Source organism: Pseudomonas sp. SDO5215_S409 (assembly GCF_054071325.1).
The window spans coordinates 187,565-205,131 of sequence record NZ_JBSVWN010000003.1; the positions used below are offsets into that span (position 1 = coordinate 187,565).

14 protein-coding genes and 1 pseudogene are annotated in these 17,567 nt (G+C 62.6%); 6 read left to right on the top strand and 9 right to left on the bottom strand.

The genetic code is table 11. From position 1 onward, the window contains the following. Nucleotides 1-2: 2 nt before the first annotated feature. A complete protein-coding gene (locus ACW9H9_RS02755; RefSeq protein WP_457341476.1) occupies nt 3-3,086 on the top strand; it encodes an efflux RND transporter permease subunit in 3,084 nt (1,027 codons plus the stop codon). Nucleotides 3,087-3,244: 158 nt separating this feature from the next. Here the strand turns inward: ACW9H9_RS02755 and ACW9H9_RS02760 are convergent, their stop codons facing one another. Together ACW9H9_RS02760 and ACW9H9_RS02765 are read right to left on the bottom strand one after the other, a co-directional pair. Further along, nucleotides 3,245-4,474, bottom strand: coding sequence for a M20/M25/M40 family metallo-hydrolase (locus ACW9H9_RS02760; protein WP_457341477.1), 1,230 nt, complete (start codon nt 4,472-4,474; stop codon nt 3,245-3,247). A gap of 93 nt (nt 4,475-4,567) precedes the next feature. Then, entirely contained in the window at nt 4,568-5,200 is a 633-nt protein-coding gene (locus ACW9H9_RS02765; RefSeq protein WP_457341478.1) for a LysE family translocator, read from the bottom strand. A 133-nt stretch (nt 5,201-5,333) separates the two neighbouring features. Here ACW9H9_RS02765 and ACW9H9_RS02770 point away from each other — a divergent pair, with 133 nt between their 5' ends. Next, nucleotides 5,334-6,773: an aminotransferase-like domain-containing protein gene (locus ACW9H9_RS02770; protein ID WP_457341479.1), complete on the top strand. Its 1,440-nt coding sequence runs from the start codon at nt 5,334-5,336 to the stop codon at nt 6,771-6,773. On the opposite strand, the gene ACW9H9_RS02775 is transcribed toward ACW9H9_RS02770, so the two are convergent. The 4 genes and pseudogenes from ACW9H9_RS02775 to ACW9H9_RS02790 form a co-directional block, all read right to left on the bottom strand. After that, nucleotides 6,740-7,819 carry a sigma-54 interaction domain-containing protein gene (locus ACW9H9_RS02775; RefSeq protein WP_457341480.1) on the bottom strand — a complete coding sequence of 360 codons (1,080 nt, stop codon included), beginning with the start codon at nt 7,817-7,819 and terminating at the stop codon, nt 6,740-6,742. The two genes, ACW9H9_RS02770 and ACW9H9_RS02775, sit on opposite strands and share 34 nt — an antisense overlap. A 158-nt stretch (nt 7,820-7,977) precedes the next feature. Next, nucleotides 7,978-8,496 (bottom strand): annotated as a pseudogene (locus ACW9H9_RS02780) (thioredoxin family protein); the annotation flags it as partial. 106 nt (nt 8,497-8,602) lie between these two features. Then, nucleotides 8,603-8,779 carry a hypothetical protein gene (locus tag ACW9H9_RS02785; protein WP_457341481.1) on the bottom strand — a complete coding sequence of 59 codons (177 nt, stop codon included), beginning with the start codon at nt 8,777-8,779 and terminating at the stop codon, nt 8,603-8,605. Nucleotides 8,780-8,790: 11 nt separating this feature from the next. Next, on the bottom strand, nt 8,791-9,021 hold the full coding sequence (locus tag ACW9H9_RS02790) for a DUF2790 domain-containing protein (RefSeq protein WP_457341482.1): 231 nt from the start codon (nt 9,019-9,021) through the stop codon (nt 8,791-8,793). 275 nt (nt 9,022-9,296) lie between these two features. On the opposite strand from ACW9H9_RS02790, the gene ACW9H9_RS02795 reads away from it, so the two are divergent. After that, a complete protein-coding gene (locus ACW9H9_RS02795) occupies nt 9,297-10,037 on the top strand; it encodes a response regulator (protein WP_457341483.1) in 741 nt (246 codons plus the stop codon). Next, nucleotides 10,034-11,344: an ATP-binding protein gene (locus ACW9H9_RS02800; protein ID WP_457341484.1), complete on the top strand. Its 1,311-nt coding sequence runs from the start codon at nt 10,034-10,036 to the stop codon at nt 11,342-11,344. Before ACW9H9_RS02795 ends, ACW9H9_RS02800 begins: the two co-directional genes overlap by 4 nt. A gap of 250 nt (nt 11,345-11,594) precedes the next feature. Here the strand turns inward: ACW9H9_RS02800 and ACW9H9_RS02805 are convergent, their stop codons facing one another. Further along, a complete protein-coding gene (locus tag ACW9H9_RS02805) occupies nt 11,595-12,065 on the bottom strand; it encodes an Lrp/AsnC family transcriptional regulator (RefSeq protein WP_457341485.1) in 471 nt (156 codons plus the stop codon). A 124-nt stretch (nt 12,066-12,189) separates the two neighbouring features. On the opposite strand from ACW9H9_RS02805, the gene ACW9H9_RS02810 reads away from it, so the two are divergent. Beyond that, nucleotides 12,190-13,434 (top strand): methionine gamma-lyase, encoded by a 1,245-nt coding sequence (locus ACW9H9_RS02810; RefSeq protein ID WP_457341486.1) that lies wholly within the window; start codon nt 12,190-12,192, stop codon nt 13,432-13,434. Between the two features lie 221 nt (nt 13,435-13,655). Continuing rightward, nucleotides 13,656-14,333 (top strand): helix-turn-helix transcriptional regulator, encoded by a 678-nt coding sequence (locus ACW9H9_RS02815; RefSeq protein WP_457341500.1) that lies wholly within the window; start codon nt 13,656-13,658, stop codon nt 14,331-14,333. A gap of 44 nt (nt 14,334-14,377) precedes the next feature. Here ACW9H9_RS02815 and ACW9H9_RS02820 read toward each other — a convergent pair whose 3' ends face one another. Together ACW9H9_RS02820 and macA are read right to left on the bottom strand one after the other, a co-directional pair. Continuing rightward, a complete protein-coding gene (locus ACW9H9_RS02820) occupies nt 14,378-16,336 on the bottom strand; it encodes a MacB family efflux pump subunit (RefSeq protein ID WP_457341487.1) in 1,959 nt (652 codons plus the stop codon). A gap of 3 nt (nt 16,337-16,339) precedes the next feature. Next, on the bottom strand, nt 16,340-17,491 hold the full coding sequence (gene macA / locus ACW9H9_RS02825; RefSeq protein ID WP_457341488.1) for a macrolide transporter subunit MacA: 1,152 nt from the start codon (nt 17,489-17,491) through the stop codon (nt 16,340-16,342). Nucleotides 17,492-17,567: the final 76 nt, after the last annotated feature.

The following is a 17,567-nucleotide window of genomic DNA, read 5'->3' on the forward strand; positions in this document are numbered from 1 at the left end:
GCATGCGCGGGATCAACCTTTCTGAACTGGCCGTCAAACACCGGGCGGTCACGCTGTTTTTGATTATTGCGATCATCGCCTCCGGGGTTTTCGCCTTTGGCAAACTGGGCCGCGCCGAAGACCCTTCGTTTACCGTCAAAGTCATGACCGTCAACGCCGCCTGGCCCGGTGCCACGGCCCAGGAAATGCAGGAACAGGTGGCCGACCGCCTGGAAAAACGCCTGCAAGAGCTGGATTCCTACGACCGCGTCGACACCATCGCCCAGCCGGGCTTTGTGTCGATGCGCATCACGTACCGGGACTCCACGCGCCCCAGCGAGATCCAGGACCTGTTCTATCAGACCCGCAAGAAACTCAGCGACGAGGCGGCGAAGCTGCCCAAGGGCGTGATCGGGCCGTTTTTCAACGATGAATATTCCGACGTTTACTTCGCCCTCTACGCACTGGAAGCCCAGCACCTGCCCCACCGGCAACTGGTGCAAATGGCCGAAGACATGCGTCAGGGCCTGCTCAGCGTGCCGGGGGTGAAAAAAGTCAACATTCTGGGCGAACAGGCGCAGCGGATTTTCGTCGAGTTTTCCTACGAGCGCCTGGCAACGCTGGGCATCAAGCCCGAACAGATCTTCGCCGCCCTGGCCGCGCAAAACGCAGTGGCGCCTTCCGGGTTTGTCGAAACCGCCGGCGCCCGCGCCTATATCCGCATCGACGGCGCGTTCGACAGCCTGTCGCTGATCGAAAACGTGCCGCTGGAGGCCAATGGCAAGGTGTTGCGCATCGCCGATGTGGCCAGCGTCAGCCGCGGTTACGAGGACCCGGCCAGCTACCGCATCCGCCACCAGGGCGACCCGTCGCTGATGCTGGGCGTGATCATGGAAAAACACTGGAACGGCTTGCAGCTGGACAAGAGCCTCAAGGCCCAGGAAGCGAAAATCCAGGCTGAACTGCCGTTGGGCGTGAACGTTTCCAAGGTGTCCGACCAGGCCAAGAACATCAGCCTGGCGGTCAACGAATTCATGCTCAAGTTCTTTGTGGCGCTGGCGGTGGTGATGGTCATCAGCCTGCTGGCCCTGGGCTTTCGCGTGGGGCTGGTGGTGGCGGCAGCGGTGCCGCTGACCTTGTCCATCGTGTTTGTGATCATGCTGATGACCGGGCGTGAGTTCGACCGGATTACCCTGGGCGCGCTGATCATCTCCCTGGGGCTGTTGGTGGACGACGCGATCATCGCCATCGAGATGATGGTGGTCAAACTCGAAGAGGGCTTTGACCGCATCCACGCAGCCACCTTTGCCTGGAGCTCCACCGCCGCGCCGATGCTCACCGGCACGCTGGTGACCATCATCGGCTTTCTGCCGGTGGGGTTTGCGCGCTCCTCTGCCGGGGAATATGCCGGCAATATTTTCTGGATCGTCGGCTTTGCGCTGATTTCATCGTGGCTGGTGGCCGTGGTCTTCACCCCGTATCTGGGGGTCAAGCTGCTGCCGCACATCAAGCCGGTGCCGGGCGGGCATGCGGCGATTTACGCAGGCCGCCATTACCAGAAACTGCGCCGCCTGGTGACAGCCTGCGTGAGCCGGCGCTGGTGGGTGACCGGTTTGGTGATCGGTGCGTTTTTGTTGTGCGGCGTGGGCATGGGCGTGGTGAAGAAGCAGTTCTTTCCCAATTCAGACCGCTCCGAACTGATCCTTGAGGTGTACATGCCACCGGGCAGCGCCTTCAAGAGCACCGAGGCGGTAACCGCGCAGGTCGAGAAAGCCCTGCTGCAAGAGCCGCAAACCTTGATGGTCGACAGCTATGTGGGCGGCGGCGCGCCACGGTTTTTCCTGTCACTGAACCCGGAGCTGCCCGACCCGGCCTTCGCCAAACTGATCGTACAGACCCCCGATGCGCAAGCGCGGGACGCCTTGAAAAAACGCATGATGGCGCGCATTGTAGCGGGCGAATTCCCGTCGGCACGGGTGCGTGTGACCCAATTGGTGTTTGGCCCACCCGTGCCGTTCCCGGTGATCTTTCGCGTGTCCGGGCCCGACCTGAACGTGCTGCGCGGCCTGTCTGAAGACGTGCGCCAGGTGATGGCCGCCAACACGCTGACCAAGGATGCGTTTCTTGAATGGGGCGAGCGCACCAGCGGGTATCGCCTGGTCTTGGACCAGGACCGGCTGCGCCTGATGGGCTTTACCCCCGACCAGGTGAAATCCCAGCTCAACGCCCTGCTCAGCGGCAACCCCATCACCGAAGTGCGCGAAGGCAACCGCACCGTCTCCGTGGTGGCCCGCGCCCAAGGCAGCCAGCGTGAAAACCTCGGCAACCTGAACAACATGACGCTGACCAACAGCGCCGGAGTGTCGGTGCCGCTGGCGCAAGTCGGACACTTTCAGCCAGTGATGGAGGAATCGACCCTCAAGCGGCGCAACCGCATTCCTACCATCGAGGTGCGGGCAGACATCATCGACGGCACCCAGCCACCGGACGTGGAAATGTCGGTGTATGCCGACCTGCAACCGCTGATCGCCAAGTTGCCGGCGGGCTATCACATCGACATCGGCGGCCCGGTGGAAGAAAGCGTCAAGGCCAACGTCGCGCTGGGCGCGCTGTTCCCGATCATGATCCTGCTGACCTTGACCGTGATCATGTTCCAGGTGCGGTCCTTCGGGGTCATGTTCATGGTCTTCGCCACCGCCCCGCTGGGGTTGATCGGCGCGGTGCCGACCTTGCTGCTGTTCAACCAGCCGTTCGGTTTCAACGCGATCCTGGGGCTGATCGGGATTGGCGGGATACTGATGCGCAACACGCTGATCTTCACCGACCAGATCCGCCAGAACCGTGAACACGGCATGTTGATCCGTGAAGCGATCATCGAAGCCACGGTACACCGGGCACGCCCGGTCATCCTCACCGCACTGGCGGCAGCGCTGGCGTTTATCCCGCTGACGCTGTCGGTGTTCTGGTCTTCGCTGGCCTATGTGCTGATTGGCGGGGTGCTGGTGGGCACGGTGTTGACGCTGTTGTTCTTGCCAGCGCTGTGCAGTTTGGTGCTGGGCAAAGATAAGACCACCGCCACCGAACCAGCCTACCAACCTGCCGGATAACGCTGGCCTGTTTTCCGATGAGTCCCCTTCGCAGTCCTTCGCCTGATCAAACAGCGCGAGGGATTGCCGACGGACGTTGCGTTTAACGCCCGTTAGAAGGCGCCAGGCGCAACAAACACCCCCCGGCCCTCGTCGCCAAGGGCCAGAGGCCGCTCAACTCATCGTTTCGACAGTTCCATAATCATCCGGCTCAGCAGGTAAACCCGCGGCACGACACTCTCCACCTCGGCATATTCCTCCTCTGTGTGAATACCCCCGCCCACAATGCCGAAGCCGTCCAGCGTCGGCGTTCCTACCCCGGCTGACAAGCTGGCGTCCGCCGCCCCGCCGCTGCCTTCAATGGTCAATTTACGGCCCAGTTCGCCGTAGATGCCCTGGGCGATGGCGACCAGTTTGTCGCTCTCAGGCGTTTGCGGCATGGGCGGTAGCCCGCGGTGCAGGCTGGTGGTCACTTCGGTTTCGGGGATCAGCTTGTTCGCCGACACCCGCGCCAGGTCTTTCTCGATGCGGTCGAACTCTTCGGGCAATGCCGCGCGCACGTCGGCCTTGGCGGTGGCCTGGTCCGGGATCACGTTGACCCGGTCGCCGGCCTTGAGCACGGTGAAGTTGATGGTGGTCTTTTTCGCCTCGTCGCCCAACTGGCTCAGTTGCAGGATCTGGTGCGCCGCTTCCATCGCCGCGTTGCGGCCCAGCTCCGGCGCGACCCCCGCATGGGCCGACTTGCCCTTGACTTCGACCACGGCGGTGGCGCTGCCTTTGCGCCACACCACCAGACCGTCCGCCGGGCGGCCCGGTTCCAGGTTCAGGGTCACGTCATGGCCTTTGGCAGTGTTGCGGATCAATTCCGAAGCCGTCGCAGAACCGGTTTCTTCGCTGGCGTCGAGCAGGAAGGTGATCTGCGCAAAGTCGGTGAAGCCTTGGTCTTTCAGGACCTTGAGGGCATAGATACCGGCGACGATACCGCCCTTGTCGTCCATCACACCGGGCCCGTAGGCGCGGCCATCCTTGATATGGAACGGGCGCTCGGCGGCCGAGCCTTCCTTGAAGACGGTGTCCATGTGTGCCATCAGCAGGATCTTGGCTTTGCCGGTGCCTTTGAGGGTGGCGACCACATGGCTGTTGTTGGCCACGCTGTCGGGCACCTGTTCGATGCTGAAACCCAGCTGCTTGAGCTCATCGATGGCAATGTCCCGCACTTGGGTCAGGCCCGGCTCGTAACCCGAGCCCGAATCGATGTTCACCAGGCGCTCCAGCAGTTTCAGGGCATCGGCCTTGTACTGTTCGGCACTGGCCTGGATCTGTTTGTGGGGTTCGGCGGCAACCGCCGGCAGTGTGAGGGACAACGTCAGGGCAGCGGCCAGAACCGTGCGGGAAAAAGAGAAGAGCATGAACCGATCCTTGTTTTTGTTGGGTAGGTAACGGCACACCCTACCTGACAAATCCCGATTTGTTGATCCTCGATGACGCCTCGCACGGCACGCTCAGGAAAAGCCCCGCGCCAGCATCAATGCCACGCCCAGCAGCAATACCGCCGTGGCCCGCTGCAACAGAATGCGCCGCCGTGGGTTTTCCAGCACATGCTTGATGCGCTGGCCGAAGTAGCAGTACAGGCAGCCGCTGGCGAACTGCAGCAGCAGGAACGTCAGGCCCAGGATCGCAATGTCGTTGGTCGCACTGCCCTGCCCCATCGCGACAAATTGCGGGAACACCGTGCTGAACAAAATGATCGCCTTGGGGTTGGACAAGCCGGTCAGCAGGCCTTTGGTAAACAGGCTAAGGGCGTTTTCCGGCGCCTGGTCGGCCGGGCCGATCTGCATCCCGCCGCTGGTCCACTGCTTGTAGGAGAGGTGAAGCACATAGGCCACGCCGACCACCTGAATGCCCCGGCTAATCAGCGGGTAATCCCTGATCAACTCAGAAAAGCCCACGGCAAAAATCAGAATCGAGAGCAGGTAGGACACGCTCGCGCCGAGCTGGGCCGGCAATGAGCGGAGCAAGCCGTCCTTGAGGCCAAGGCTGAGCAACAGCAAGGTCATGGGGCCGGGGCTGAACGCAAGCGTGGTGCATAACAACAGGAAATACAGGAACGAAGACAGGGTCAGTGCGCTGGCCATGGCGTGGGATTTCATCGCAAAAGAAAAGGTGACGCAGTCTAGAGCGGCGTATCGTGTCGTCGGCAGGTAAACTCCACCGATATTCCGGCAGACTTTACCGGCAAAGTTTTCGGCAAACTTCAAGGACGCTCCCATGCCCATCCCCATGATCGACTTCCACGACCGCGCCCCCAAGGTGCAACAAATCGTTGATGCCCTGGCCCGCGCCATCGAGAGCGGCGAACTGGCGGCCGGGAGCAAGTTGCCGTCGGTGCGGGTGTTGGGCGAGCAATGGCGTGTCGGCAAGTTCACCCTCAATGAGGCACTGGACCGTTTGCGCGGCCAGCACCTGCTGACCTCAAGCCAGGGCAGCGGGCATTTTGTCGCCAGCAGCCTGACACAACCGTCTTCCAGCAACTGGGTCGACCTGCTGCCCCAGGACCTGCTCAGCGTGTTGCGTCGCCCGATGGCCTTTGCCCAGGGCGACTTGCGCCCCGGCGGCGGCCACTTGCCCGAAGACTGGCTGGACACCGATGCCCTGCGCCAGGCCATGCGCAGCGCGGTGCGCTCACCCACCCTGCGCATTGCCCCACTGGGCACACCGGCGGGCTTTCTGCCGCTACGCCAGGCCTTGCAGCACAAACTGCGGGGCGAAGGCCTGGCGGTGCCGATGGAGCAAATCATCACCACCCCCAACACCGTGCAGGGCCTGGACATGCTCATGCGCCTGCTCGTCCGGCCCGGCGACACCGTGTTGCTGGACGCGCCGTGCTACTTCAACTTCCACGCCAACCTGGCACTGCACGGGGTCAAGGTGGTCACCATTGAACGCCGCCCCACCGGGCTCGACCTTGGCGCGCTGGAGCAACTGCTCGCCGAACACCGGCCCAGCCTGTACCTCACCACCAGCGTGTTGCATAACCCCACCGGCCATTCCTTCAGCCCCGGCCAGGCGTTCAGCCTGTTGCAACTGACGCGCCAGTATCACTGCCACATCATCGAAGACGACCTTTACGCCGACCTGCACCCCAACCCGCCGCCCCGCCTGGCGTCCCTGGCGGGGCTTGAGCAGGTGACCTACCTGTCGGGCTTTTCGAAAACCCTCACCGCCAACGCGCGGGTGAGCTACGTGGTGGCCGCGCCCCAATTGGCCGCCAACCTGACCAATATGAAGCTGATGAGCGGCGGCCTGACGTCCGAGCTGTTCGAGCAAGTCGTCTACCGCCTGCTCAGCGAAGGCAGCTACGCCAAGCACCGCAAGCGCATGGTGCAGCGTCTGCTGCAAGCGGGCGGCCGGGTGGAGCAATGGTTGCGGCGCGCAGGGTGTGAACTGCCGATGGGGTATGAAGGCGGGATGTTTATCTGGGCGCGCTTGCCGACGGGGGTGGATGCCAATCGCCTGGCCGAGGCCGGGCTCGCGCAGGGCGTGGTGCTGGCACCCGGGGCGTTGTTTGGCTACACCGCCGCCCAGCCAGGTTTCATGCGCTTTAACGTGGCGCACAGCGACCAGCCCCTCGTCAGGCAGGCGATTGAAACGTTACTGCGTGAAGGGGCGCAGACTCAGGGCTTGGCCCGCCCCTTGAGCATTCCATGATTGACCAACAAGGTCCGCATCGCATTGCGGGTCACCCCCAGCAACTGCGCGGCGCGTAACTGGTTAAACCCACAAAACGCAAACGCCTCCCGCACGATCAGGTCTTCGATGTCGTGCAACAACGAGTCCCCCGGCACCTCGAACAACCGCAACAGTTGCTCGCGCACCACGTCCTGGGGAATACGCGGCGCGCCGTTGTTGGCGCTTGCGTGCATAGCGCTCAAGCCTGCGGAAAACTTGAGGTGCGAAGGCATGATCGGTTTGTCACCGGCCACCAGCAAGGCCAGGTGCACAACGTTTTCCAACTCGCGGATATTGCCCGGCCACGGGTAGTCCAGCAGTGCCTGGGTGGCGGATTCGGACAGCATCGGCTCGGCAATCTTGAGCTTGGCGCTGTACAGGCGACGAAAGTGTTCCACCAGCGGCAGGATGTCCAGAGGGCGTTCACGCAACGGCAGCACCTGCACCTGCGCGACGTTGACCCGGTAAAACAGGTCGAGGCGAAAATTGCCCGCCTCCACCGCCTGTTCCAAGTCGATGTTGGTGGCCGTCACCAGGCGGATATTGATCTTGACCGGCTTGCGCGAGCCCACCCGCACCACTTCCTGCTCTTGCAGCACGCGCAGCAACTTGACCTGCAGCGGCAGCGGCAAATCGCCGATTTCATCCAGAAACAAGGTGCCGCCGTCAGCCTCTTCAAACCAGCCGATTCGCCGTGAAGACGCACCGGAAAACGAGCCGGCCTCGTGGCCAAAAAACTCGCTCTCGGCAAGGCTTTCGCTGATGGCGCCGCAGTTCACCGGCACAAACGCACCGGTGCGCCCACTGGCGGTGTGAAGGTAACGGGCGACCAATTCCTTGCCGGTGCCGGTTTCGCCGTTGATCAATACCGGCACATCGCCGGGGCCGACGCGCTGTAAAAACTCGAGCAACTGCAACGAGCGCGGGTCGGCAAACACCAAGGCCTTGGCGCGAATCGACAGCGGGTCCTTTTCGCCCTGGGGCAAGGTCAGGACAGGCGTGGGTTGCCCGTGGGGACGGTTCATGAACAAGGGTTTCCGGCGGCAAGAATAGAAAGACGATGCGCAACTTTACGCAGCCCTTCATATAACCAGAAATATTAAAAATTCATTAGCACATAACCTAACGCTAGCTCACCACAGGCCCGACGCCCGCGTCTGCGGGGCCATCGGGCCCGGTGACCCTAGGTGGCTGCATGGCCCGTGCGGGCTTCCTCCAACAGCGCCTGGATGACTTTTTCCTGGTTCTCGTAACGCCCTTCGCCAAAATGGCTGTAGCGCACTTTGCCGGTGGCATCAAAAAAGTAATGCGCGGGCCAGTACTGATTGTCGAACGCGCGCCAGATCTTGTAGTTGTTGTCGATGGCCACCGGGTAGTCGATGCCCAGTTTCTTGACCTGATCGCGCACATTGCCGATGACTTTTTCAAAGGCATATTCGGGGGTGTGCACGCCGATCACTACCAGCCCGTCCTTGGCGTACTTCTTCGCCCAGTCATTGACATAAGGCAGGCTGCGCTGGCAGTTGATGCAGTCAAAGGTCCAGAAATCCACCAGCACCACTTTGCCCTTGAGCTGTTCGGGTGTCAGCGGCGGCGAGTTGAGCCACGCGACGGCGCCGGTCAGCGGCGGCATTTGCGTGAATGCGTCGGCGCGTGCCTGGTTGACCAGGTAGTCCACGGTTTTGGGCACACCGGCCAGCAGCGCCACCACCAGGCCCAGGCCCGCCAGTACGCTGAGTGTTTGCCGACGATCGCTGCGGCGCAGCAGCGTTCGCCAGCGATGGAGAGAAGCGCGTAGCGTCATGGCGTCACCTTGAGGTCTGGGGCGTTGGCGCGCGTTTGCGCCCGGCATTTTCGGCAAGCGGTGTGAGCTGGAAGCAGGTTTCGCTGCCGGTGAGTTTCTTTGCGGTGGACGCGTTCACATCCGCCGCCACACCGGCCATGGAAAAAGCCAGGGCACTGAGCAAGCTGTTGAGGGGTTTCATGGGCGCGCTCCTCAGCTGCCTTCCAGGCAATTGCTGGCGAATTTGCGGTAGTCGAGCACATGGCTCTGGCCTTGGGCGTCGAGGTAGGTCAGGTGCGAATTGACGATGCTGCACAGCGGGCCGCTGCTGGCGTCTTCGCTGATCGACACGACCTGGTGGATGTCGGGCGACGGGGTGTTGGCCTGTGCCGCCAGGGTAAAGGCACTCAAGGCACACAACAGCAGGGCGGATTTGATCTTCATGGCAGTTCCTCAGGGGGTTCAAAAAGGGCCGAGGCAGATCACCTCGATGGGGCTTATTTGAACCGCGCGAGGTATCCCCAATGTGTCGGAAACCGCCACAGTCAAATCCCAACGTATCCGGCACGCCTGCGGATACACAGCGATACACGGCAAGGCTTTTTTACCTCGGTGTGTATCTCGGCAGCGCCAGATACACTGCAATACAAAGGGCACAAGGCAAGGCCGCCGTCAGTGGCTAGACTGCGCAGCAATCACTTTTCAACGAGGAAGGCAGCATGGATCACGTCGATCACATCCTGATTGTCGATGACGACCGGGAGATCCGCGAACTGGTGGGCAACTACCTTAAGAAGAACGGCCTGCGCACCACCGTGGTCGCCGATGGGCGCCAGATGCGCAGTTTCCTGGAAACCACTCCCGTAGACCTGATCGTGCTGGACATCATGATGCCCGGCGACGACGGCTTGCAGCTGTGCCGCGAACTGCGGGTGGGCAAGCACAAAGCCACGCCGATTCTCATGCTCACCGCACGCAACGATGAAACCGACCGCATCATCGGCCTGGAAATGGGCGCCGACGACTACCTGGTCAAGCCCTTCGCCGCCCGCGAACTGCTGGCACGCATCAACGCGGTGCTACGCCGCACGCGGATGCTGCCGCCCAACCTGGTGGTGAGCGAAAGTGGTCGGCTGATCCGCTTTGGCCGCTGGCGCCTGGACACCACCGCCCGCCACCTGCTCGACGAAGACGACACCCTGATCGCCTTGAGCGGCGCCGAATACCGGTTGCTGCGCGTGTTCCTCGACCACCCCCAGCGCGTCCTCAGCCGCGACCAGTTGCTCAACCTCACCCAAGGGCGGGACGCCGACTTGTTCGACCGCTCCATCGACCTGCTGGTGAGCCGCCTGCGCCAACGCCTGCTGGACGACGCCCGCGAGCCGGCCTATATCAAGACCGTGCGCAGCGAAGGCTATGTGTTTTCGCTGGCGGTGGAAATCCTCGGTGACGCGGTATGACCTTCACCCTTCGCCGCCCGCGCACCCTGGCGGCGCAACTGTCGCTGATCTTTATCGTGAGCCTGCTGTGTGCCAACGCGCTGTCGTTCAGCGCGCAGTTCTACGAGCGCTACATGACCGCGCGCACCGTGATGCTGGGCAACCTCGAAAACGACGTGTCCACCTCCATCGCCATCCTCGACCGCCTGCCCGCCGCCGAACGCCCCGACTGGCTCGGGCGCCTGAACCGCAACGCCTACCGCTACCTGCTCAACGCGGGCGAGCCCGGCCAGCCCATGGCCAGCGACGACGTGCCCATGGCCGCGACGTCCATTGCCGACGCCCTGGGTGACCGCTACACCCTGACGTTTCGCGACATCCCGGGCCTGCAACAGCACTTCCAGGCTCACTTGACCCTGGCCGACGGCAACCCGATCACCATCGACGTGTACCCCAAGCCGATCCCGCTGGCGTTCTGGCTGCCGGTGGTGCTGGTGCTGCAACTGGTGGTGTTGCTGGTGTGCACAGGCATCGCCGTGCGCCTGGCCCTGCGCCCCCTCACCCGCCTGGCCCGCGCCGTCGAAACCCTGGACCCCAACGCCCACCCGACCCCGCTCGACGAAAACGGCCCAAGCGAAATCGCCCACGCGGCCGCGGCGTTCAACGCGATGCAAAAACGCATCGCCGAATACCTCAAGGAACGCATGCAGATCCTCGCGGCCATCTCCCACGACCTGCAAACCCCCATCACCCGCATGAAACTGCGCGCCGAATTCATGGACGACTCCGTGGACAAGGAAAAACTCTGGAGCGACCTGGGCGAGATGGAACACCTGGTCCGCGAAGGCGTGGCCTACGCGCGCAGCGTGCACGGCGCCACCGAAGCCAGCCACCGCATCGACCTCGACGCCTTCCTGGACAGCCTGGTGTTCGACTACCAGGACATGAACAAACAAGTCAGCCTGGCGGGCAAAAGCGCCGTGGTCCTGGACACCCGCCCCCATGCCTTGCGCCGCGTACTGGTCAACCTGGTGGACAACGCCCTCAAATTCGGCGGCACCGCCCAACTGCAAGTGGGCTCCACCCCCGAAGGCGACCTGTCGATCAAAATCCTCGACCGCGGCCCCGGCATTGCCGAAGACGAACTGCTGCAAGTCATGCAACCCTTCTACCGCGTCGAAAGCTCACGCAACCGCGGCACCGGCGGCACCGGCCTGGGACTGGCCATCGCCCAACAACTGGCAATCGCCATCGGCGGCTCACTGACACTGAGCAATCGCGAAGCCGGAGGGTTATGCGCGGAAGTCAAAATCGCTTTAGAGGGATAAAAGCGGTGGAGCGGCAAGCCCTTAGTCCGGCCACCCGCCCACCGGCTCTTGATCTTGATCTGCTTTTGATCTGCTTTTGATCTTAAACGCCCCGTTAAACCACGCTGGCCGTAGGGCACACCGAGCGCCAGCGAGGTGCCGAGTGGTGGGGCAAAGCGCTTTTGGTTACTTTTGGCGCTCCTCCAAAAGTGACCCGCCGTAAGGGCGGAACCACTCTGCGCCATCCCCCAATACCGGATAAACCGCCCGCTCAGCAGGGCAAAGGAACCACCCGCAACCCCCGAACCGACTTATAAGAAAAACTCGAATAAATCTCCTTGACGCAAGGCAACGTCTGCAACACCTCCCGCGCAAACTCCCCAAACGACTCCAAGTCCCTCGCCACCACCTCCAGCAAAAAGTCATACCGCCCCGACACGTTATGGCACGCCACAATCTGCGGGATCTCCAACAACCGCTGCTCAAACGCCCGCGCAATATCCTGCGTATGACTGTCCATCATGATGCTGACAAACGCCGTCACCCCATAGCCCAACGCCTTGGGCGACAGAATCGCCTGATACCCGCTGATCACGCCGCTGTCTTCCAGGTGCTTGACCCGCCGCCAGCACGGTGAGGTCGTGAGCGACACCCGCTCTGCCAACTCCGCCACCGTCAACCGCGCATTGCCCTGCAGGGCGTTTAACAGTGCCTTGTCCGTCCGATCCAGATTTATAGGCATGCCGTGCCTCAAAAAGTCGTTTTTATTGTTTTTTGTTCCAATTTACCGGGAGATCGCCGCAAATTATGGAACATTCAGCCACGATTATAAGCATAGCATTGTAGGAAATAAGGAGCGTCAAGCCATGAAAAATAAACACAACACGTTCGGCTTTTCTACACGCGCCATCCACCACGGCTATGACCCGCAAGACCACCACGGCGCGCTTGTGCCCCCCACCTACCTGTCGGCCACTTTCGCCTTTCCCACCGCCGAATACGGCGCCGCGTGTTTTGCAGGGCAAGAGCACGGGCATTTCTACACACGTATTTCCAACCCCACCCTGGCCTTGCTCGAATCCCGCATGGCCACCCTGGAAAACGGCGAGGCCGCGGTCGCCTTCGGCTCGGGAATGGGCGCGATTGCCGCCACGTTCTGGACCCTGCTGCGCCCCGGTGACGAAGTGATCGTCAGCCAGACCCTCTACGGCTGCACCTTTGCCCTGCTGCACCACGGCATCGCTGAATTCGGCATCAAGGTCCGCCACGTCGACCTCACCGACCTGGCCGCCCTGCGCCAGGCCCTTTCACCGGCCACCCGCATGATCTACTTTGAAAGCCCGGCCAACCCCACCCTGCAACTGGCGGACATCACCGCCGTGGCCAGCATCGCCCACCAACACGCCGGTATCACCGTGGTGGTCGACAACACCTACTGCACCCCCTACCTACAACGCCCGCTGGAAATGGGCGCCGACGTGGTGGTGCATTCGGCCACCAAATACCTGAGCGGCCACGGCGACATCACCGCAGGCGTCGTCGTGAGCAACCACGCACTGGCCCAGCGCATCCGCCTGCAAGGGCTCAAGGACCTGACCGGCGCCGTGATGTCGCCACAGGACGCCAGCCTGCTGATGCGCGGCCTGAAGACCCTGGCCCTGCGCATGGACCGCCATTGCAGCAACGCGCAAACCGTGGCCGAAGCGTTGCAGGCGCACCCGGCAGTGGCCTGGGTGACTTACCCCGGCCTGCCCTCTTTCCCCCAGTACGCGCTCGCCTGCCGCCAGATGAAACAGCCCGGTGGCATGATCGCCTTTGAACTCAAGGGCGGCCTCGCCAGTGGTCGGCGCTTTATGAACGCCCTCAAGCTGTTCACCCGCGCGGTCAGCCTGGGAGACGCCGAATCGCTGGCCCAGCACCCGGCGAGCATGACCCATTCCACCTACACCCCCGAGGAGCGTGCCCATCACGGCATTAGCGAAGGGCTGGTGCGTTTGTCGGTGGGCCTTGAGGACGTGGCCGACCTGTTGGCCGACATCACCCAGGCCCTGCACCTGAGCTGCGCAAAACCCAAAGTCCGCGCCGAGCGCCGCAGCGCCCATCACGCCTGACGCAAAGGCTGCGCCTACCGTGGCGTGCCCCCCTCACCCGGTAGGCGCCTACCGGGCATTCTCCAGCGCGCGCGTCCGGCACGAAAAAAATGCACCGATAGATGGCACCCTGTACTAGCATAGGACCCGGCAGTCATGGACATCACTGCCCGTTATGCAATTGGCGGCTCGTATCAGCGCTGTTTGGCGATAAAAAAGCCCGGACTTTTCCCTTGAAACTCATGGATGAAATAATGAATCCACACCTGCTCCCCCACATTGGCAAGGTCATCGCCAGCACCGGCAGCCGGCATTTCCCGCGCCTGCTGCACGACCTGATCCTCACCCAACTGGCCGTGGACGCGACCCATATCAGCCAATTGCGCGTGAACCCGGGGCGCAATGCTCAACGCAAGCTCAGCCCGGTGTACACCGACTCCGTGCCCACCCTGGAGGAACCAGACGCCGCCGCGCAATTGCACCTCACCCGGCGCAAGGACGACTTTCGCTACGTGCTCTCGGTGTACCGCTCCTACCCCAGCGAGAATTTCTCGGCGCAGGAACGCAGCATCCTCCAGGACTTTTCGTCACTGCTGCTGCCCATGGTCGAAAAACACATCACCGCCATCCAGCCGTCTGAACACCCCGCCGGCCTTGCGCAGAACCAGGGCCTTGAAACCCTGCGCCGACGGTTTGAAGAGCGCCTGGCGCAATCGGGCCTGATCCTCTCCACCCGCGAGCTGGAAGTGTGCGTCGGCCTGCTGGCTGGGCGCACCGCCGCCGAACAGGCCGAGCAATTGGCACTCAAGGTCAACACCATCGAAAGCTACCTCAAGCGCGCCGCCATCAAGATCGGCATCAGCGGGCGCCACTCGTTGATGCGCTGGATGTATTCGGCCGAGGAAGCCGACACCCTCTAACGCCTCGGGCTTGCCACCGTCAGCCGTGTGGCAAGCCCTGCCCTTCAGTCCCGCGCCAACGCCTCGATGGGGTCCAGCCGCGCCGCATTACGCGCCGGTACAAAGCCGAACACGATCCCGATCAATGTCGAACACGCAAAGGCGGTCACGATCGAGCCCATGGAAAACACCATTTCCCATTCCTTGATGAACAGCGAAAACAGATAGCCGATGGCAAACGACAACGAGATCCCGATCATCCCGCCGATCAGGCAGACCATCACCGCCTCCACCAGAAACTGCTGACGAATATCCGACTGCCGCGCGCCCACGGCCATACGGATACCAATCTCGCGGGTCCGCTCGGTCACCGACACCAGCATGATGTTCATCACCCCGATGCCGCCCACCAGCAGCGAAATCACCGCAATCAGCGACAACAGCAACGCCAGCGAACGGCTGGTGTTCTGCACCGTCTGCATGATGCTGTCCAGGTTGTTGGTGAAAAAGTCCTTGGTGCCGTGGCGCTGCAACATCAGTTTGTTGACGTTTTCTTCCACCACTTTGCTCGGCTGGCCGTCCTTGATCCGCACGGTGATGCTGTCCAGGTGACGCTGGCCCAACACCCGACCCGCTGCGGTTTCGTAAGGCACCCACACGTTCAGCGCCTTGCTGGCGGCGAACATGTTCTTGTTGTCGGCCGTCACCCCGATCACCGTGCACGGCAGGCTGCCCACCAAAATCACCTTGCCGAGCGGGTTCACGTCCGGGCCAAACAGGCGGTTGCGCGCATTGTGGTCGATCACCACCACCTGCGCCTGGCGCCGCGCATCGCTTTCGCTGAAGGCAATCCCGGCCTCGAGCTTGAGGCCCTTGACCTGAAAATAGCGGTCGCTCACGCCGTTCACCTGCGCGTCCACATCGATATTGCGGTAACGCAACAACAGGCTGCGCCCCACCACCGGCGTGGCGCTGTCCACGTAATACAGCTGGTTCAGCGCGGTCACATCGGAGGGCAACAGCGTCTGGATCGCCGAGGCGCGGCTGTCGCCAAAACTGGTGCCCGAGAAAATATCGATGGTGTTGCTGCCAATCGCCTGGATGTCCTTGAGCACATAGCGCTTGGCGCCCTCGCCGATGGCCGAAATCGACACCACCGAGGTGATGCCGATCACGATGCCCAGCATGGTCAGCAACGTGCGCATGCGGTGAGACACCAGCGCCACCCAAGCCATGCTGAAGGCCTCCTTGAACAACCCGAGGCTGGCCACCAGGCGCCGTGCGCCGCTGCGCTTGGGCACAACCACCGCCTCGTCGGGCAGCTCCAGGCCCACGCTCTGGTTGGCGCGGTCGCTGACAATCTCGCCATCGCACACCTCGACGATGCGCTGGGCATTGGCCGCCACCTTGGGGTCGTGGGTCACGATGATCACCGTGTGCCCGGCCGCGTGCAGCTCGGCCAGGATCCGCATCACCTCCTTGCCGCTGTGGGTGTCGAGGGCGCCGGTGGGTTCGTCGGCCAGGATCACCTCGCCGCCGTTCATCAAGGCCCGGGCGATACTCACCCGCTGCTGCTGGCCGCCAGACAACTGGCTGGGCCGGTGGCTCGTATGCCCCGACAGGCCCAGCCGCGCCAGTAATTCCCCGGCCCGGCCATGGCGTTCGGTTTGCGGGGTGCCCGCGTAGATCGCAGGCATTTCCACGTTGTGCAACGCACTCAAGTGCGCCAGCAAGTGGTAACGCTGGAAGATAAAACCAAAATAGTCGCGGCGCAGCGCCGCCAATTGCTCGTCGCCCAGCGAGCGCGTCTCGATGCCGTTGATCTTGTAACTGCCGGCCGTGGCGTAATCGAGCCCGCCGAGGATGTTCATCAGCGTGGATTTACCCGAGCCCGACGCACCGATAATCGCGACCATTTCTCCGGCTTCAATCGTCAGGTCGATGCCCTTGAGTGCAATGAACTCACGCTCGCCAGCCATGAAGCTGCGGGTGATGCCCTTGAGTTCCAACAGTGGCTGGGTCATCCGTCAGCCCCCCGCCACGGCAGGCAAAGCGTCACCGATCACCACTTTGTCGCCTTCGGACAAGCCGCCGAGCACCTGCACCTTGACGTTGTTGTTGATGCCGGTCTGCACCTCGCGCATCACCGCGTGGCCCTTGGCGTCCAGCACCCGCACCGCGTAACTGCCGTTGTCATTGCGCGGGCCCAGCGCCGCCACCGGCACCATCAGTGCGTCGTCTGCGGTGTCGAGCACGATACGCACCTGCGCGGTCATGGCGATGCGCAGGCGGTGGCCGGGGTTGGGCACGTCGAACAAGGCGTTGTAGAACACCGCGGTGTTCTGCTTGGGCGTGCCGGCGGTCTGGGTGTCGAGGAAGTTCTGCGGCGCAGGCTCCGTGCCGCGCAGGGTGGCGTAGTAGCGCTTGTCCGGGTCGCCCAGGATCGTGAAGTACACCTGCTGGCCGGGGCTGATGTGAATCACATCGGCCTCGGACACCTGGGCCTTGATGGTCATAGTGTCCAGGTCTGCCAGCTTGAGCAGCACCGGGGCGAGCTGGTTGGCGATGACGGTCTGGCCTTCCTGGGTGACGATGCCGACCACATCGCCGTCGATGGGCGCGACGATGCGGGTGTAGGCCAGGTTGATTTTGGCGGTGTCGATCTGGATGTGGGCGCTTTTGATCTGGGCGTCGAGGGACGTCAGGTTGGCGCGCTGCACATCAAAGTCGGACTCGGCGGTTTCGAGGTCTTGGCGCGACACGGCCGAGTCGTCCTGCAGGCCCTGGTAGCGGCGGTACAGGGCCTGGGTTTGCTTGAGTTGTGCGGCGGTGGCGCGGCGCTTGGCTTGCAGGTCTTCTTCGTCCACCTGGGCTTTGCGCAGGGTGTTTTGCAGGATCAAGGGGTCGATTTCGGCGAGCCATTGGCCTTTTTTGACTTTGTCGCCGACTTTGACCTTGAGGGATTTGAGTTGGCCGGAGACTTGGGCGCCGACGTCGACTTGTTTGACGCCCTCGAGTAGGCCGGTGGCGAGGACGGCGTTTTCGATTTCACCGCGTTCGACGGGGGCGGTGAGGTATTGGGGGGCGTCGGCGGGGGCCTGGACGGTGTAGATGATCAGGGCGGCGGCGATGGCCAGGGTCAGGCCTAGGCCCAACTTGCGAAACTTTGACTTTTCCATAAGTGACCGTTTGGGGTAATTGGGTTGCTTACATATCCGTTATTTGGGTTGTGGCGGATGGTGGTTCCGCTCTTAC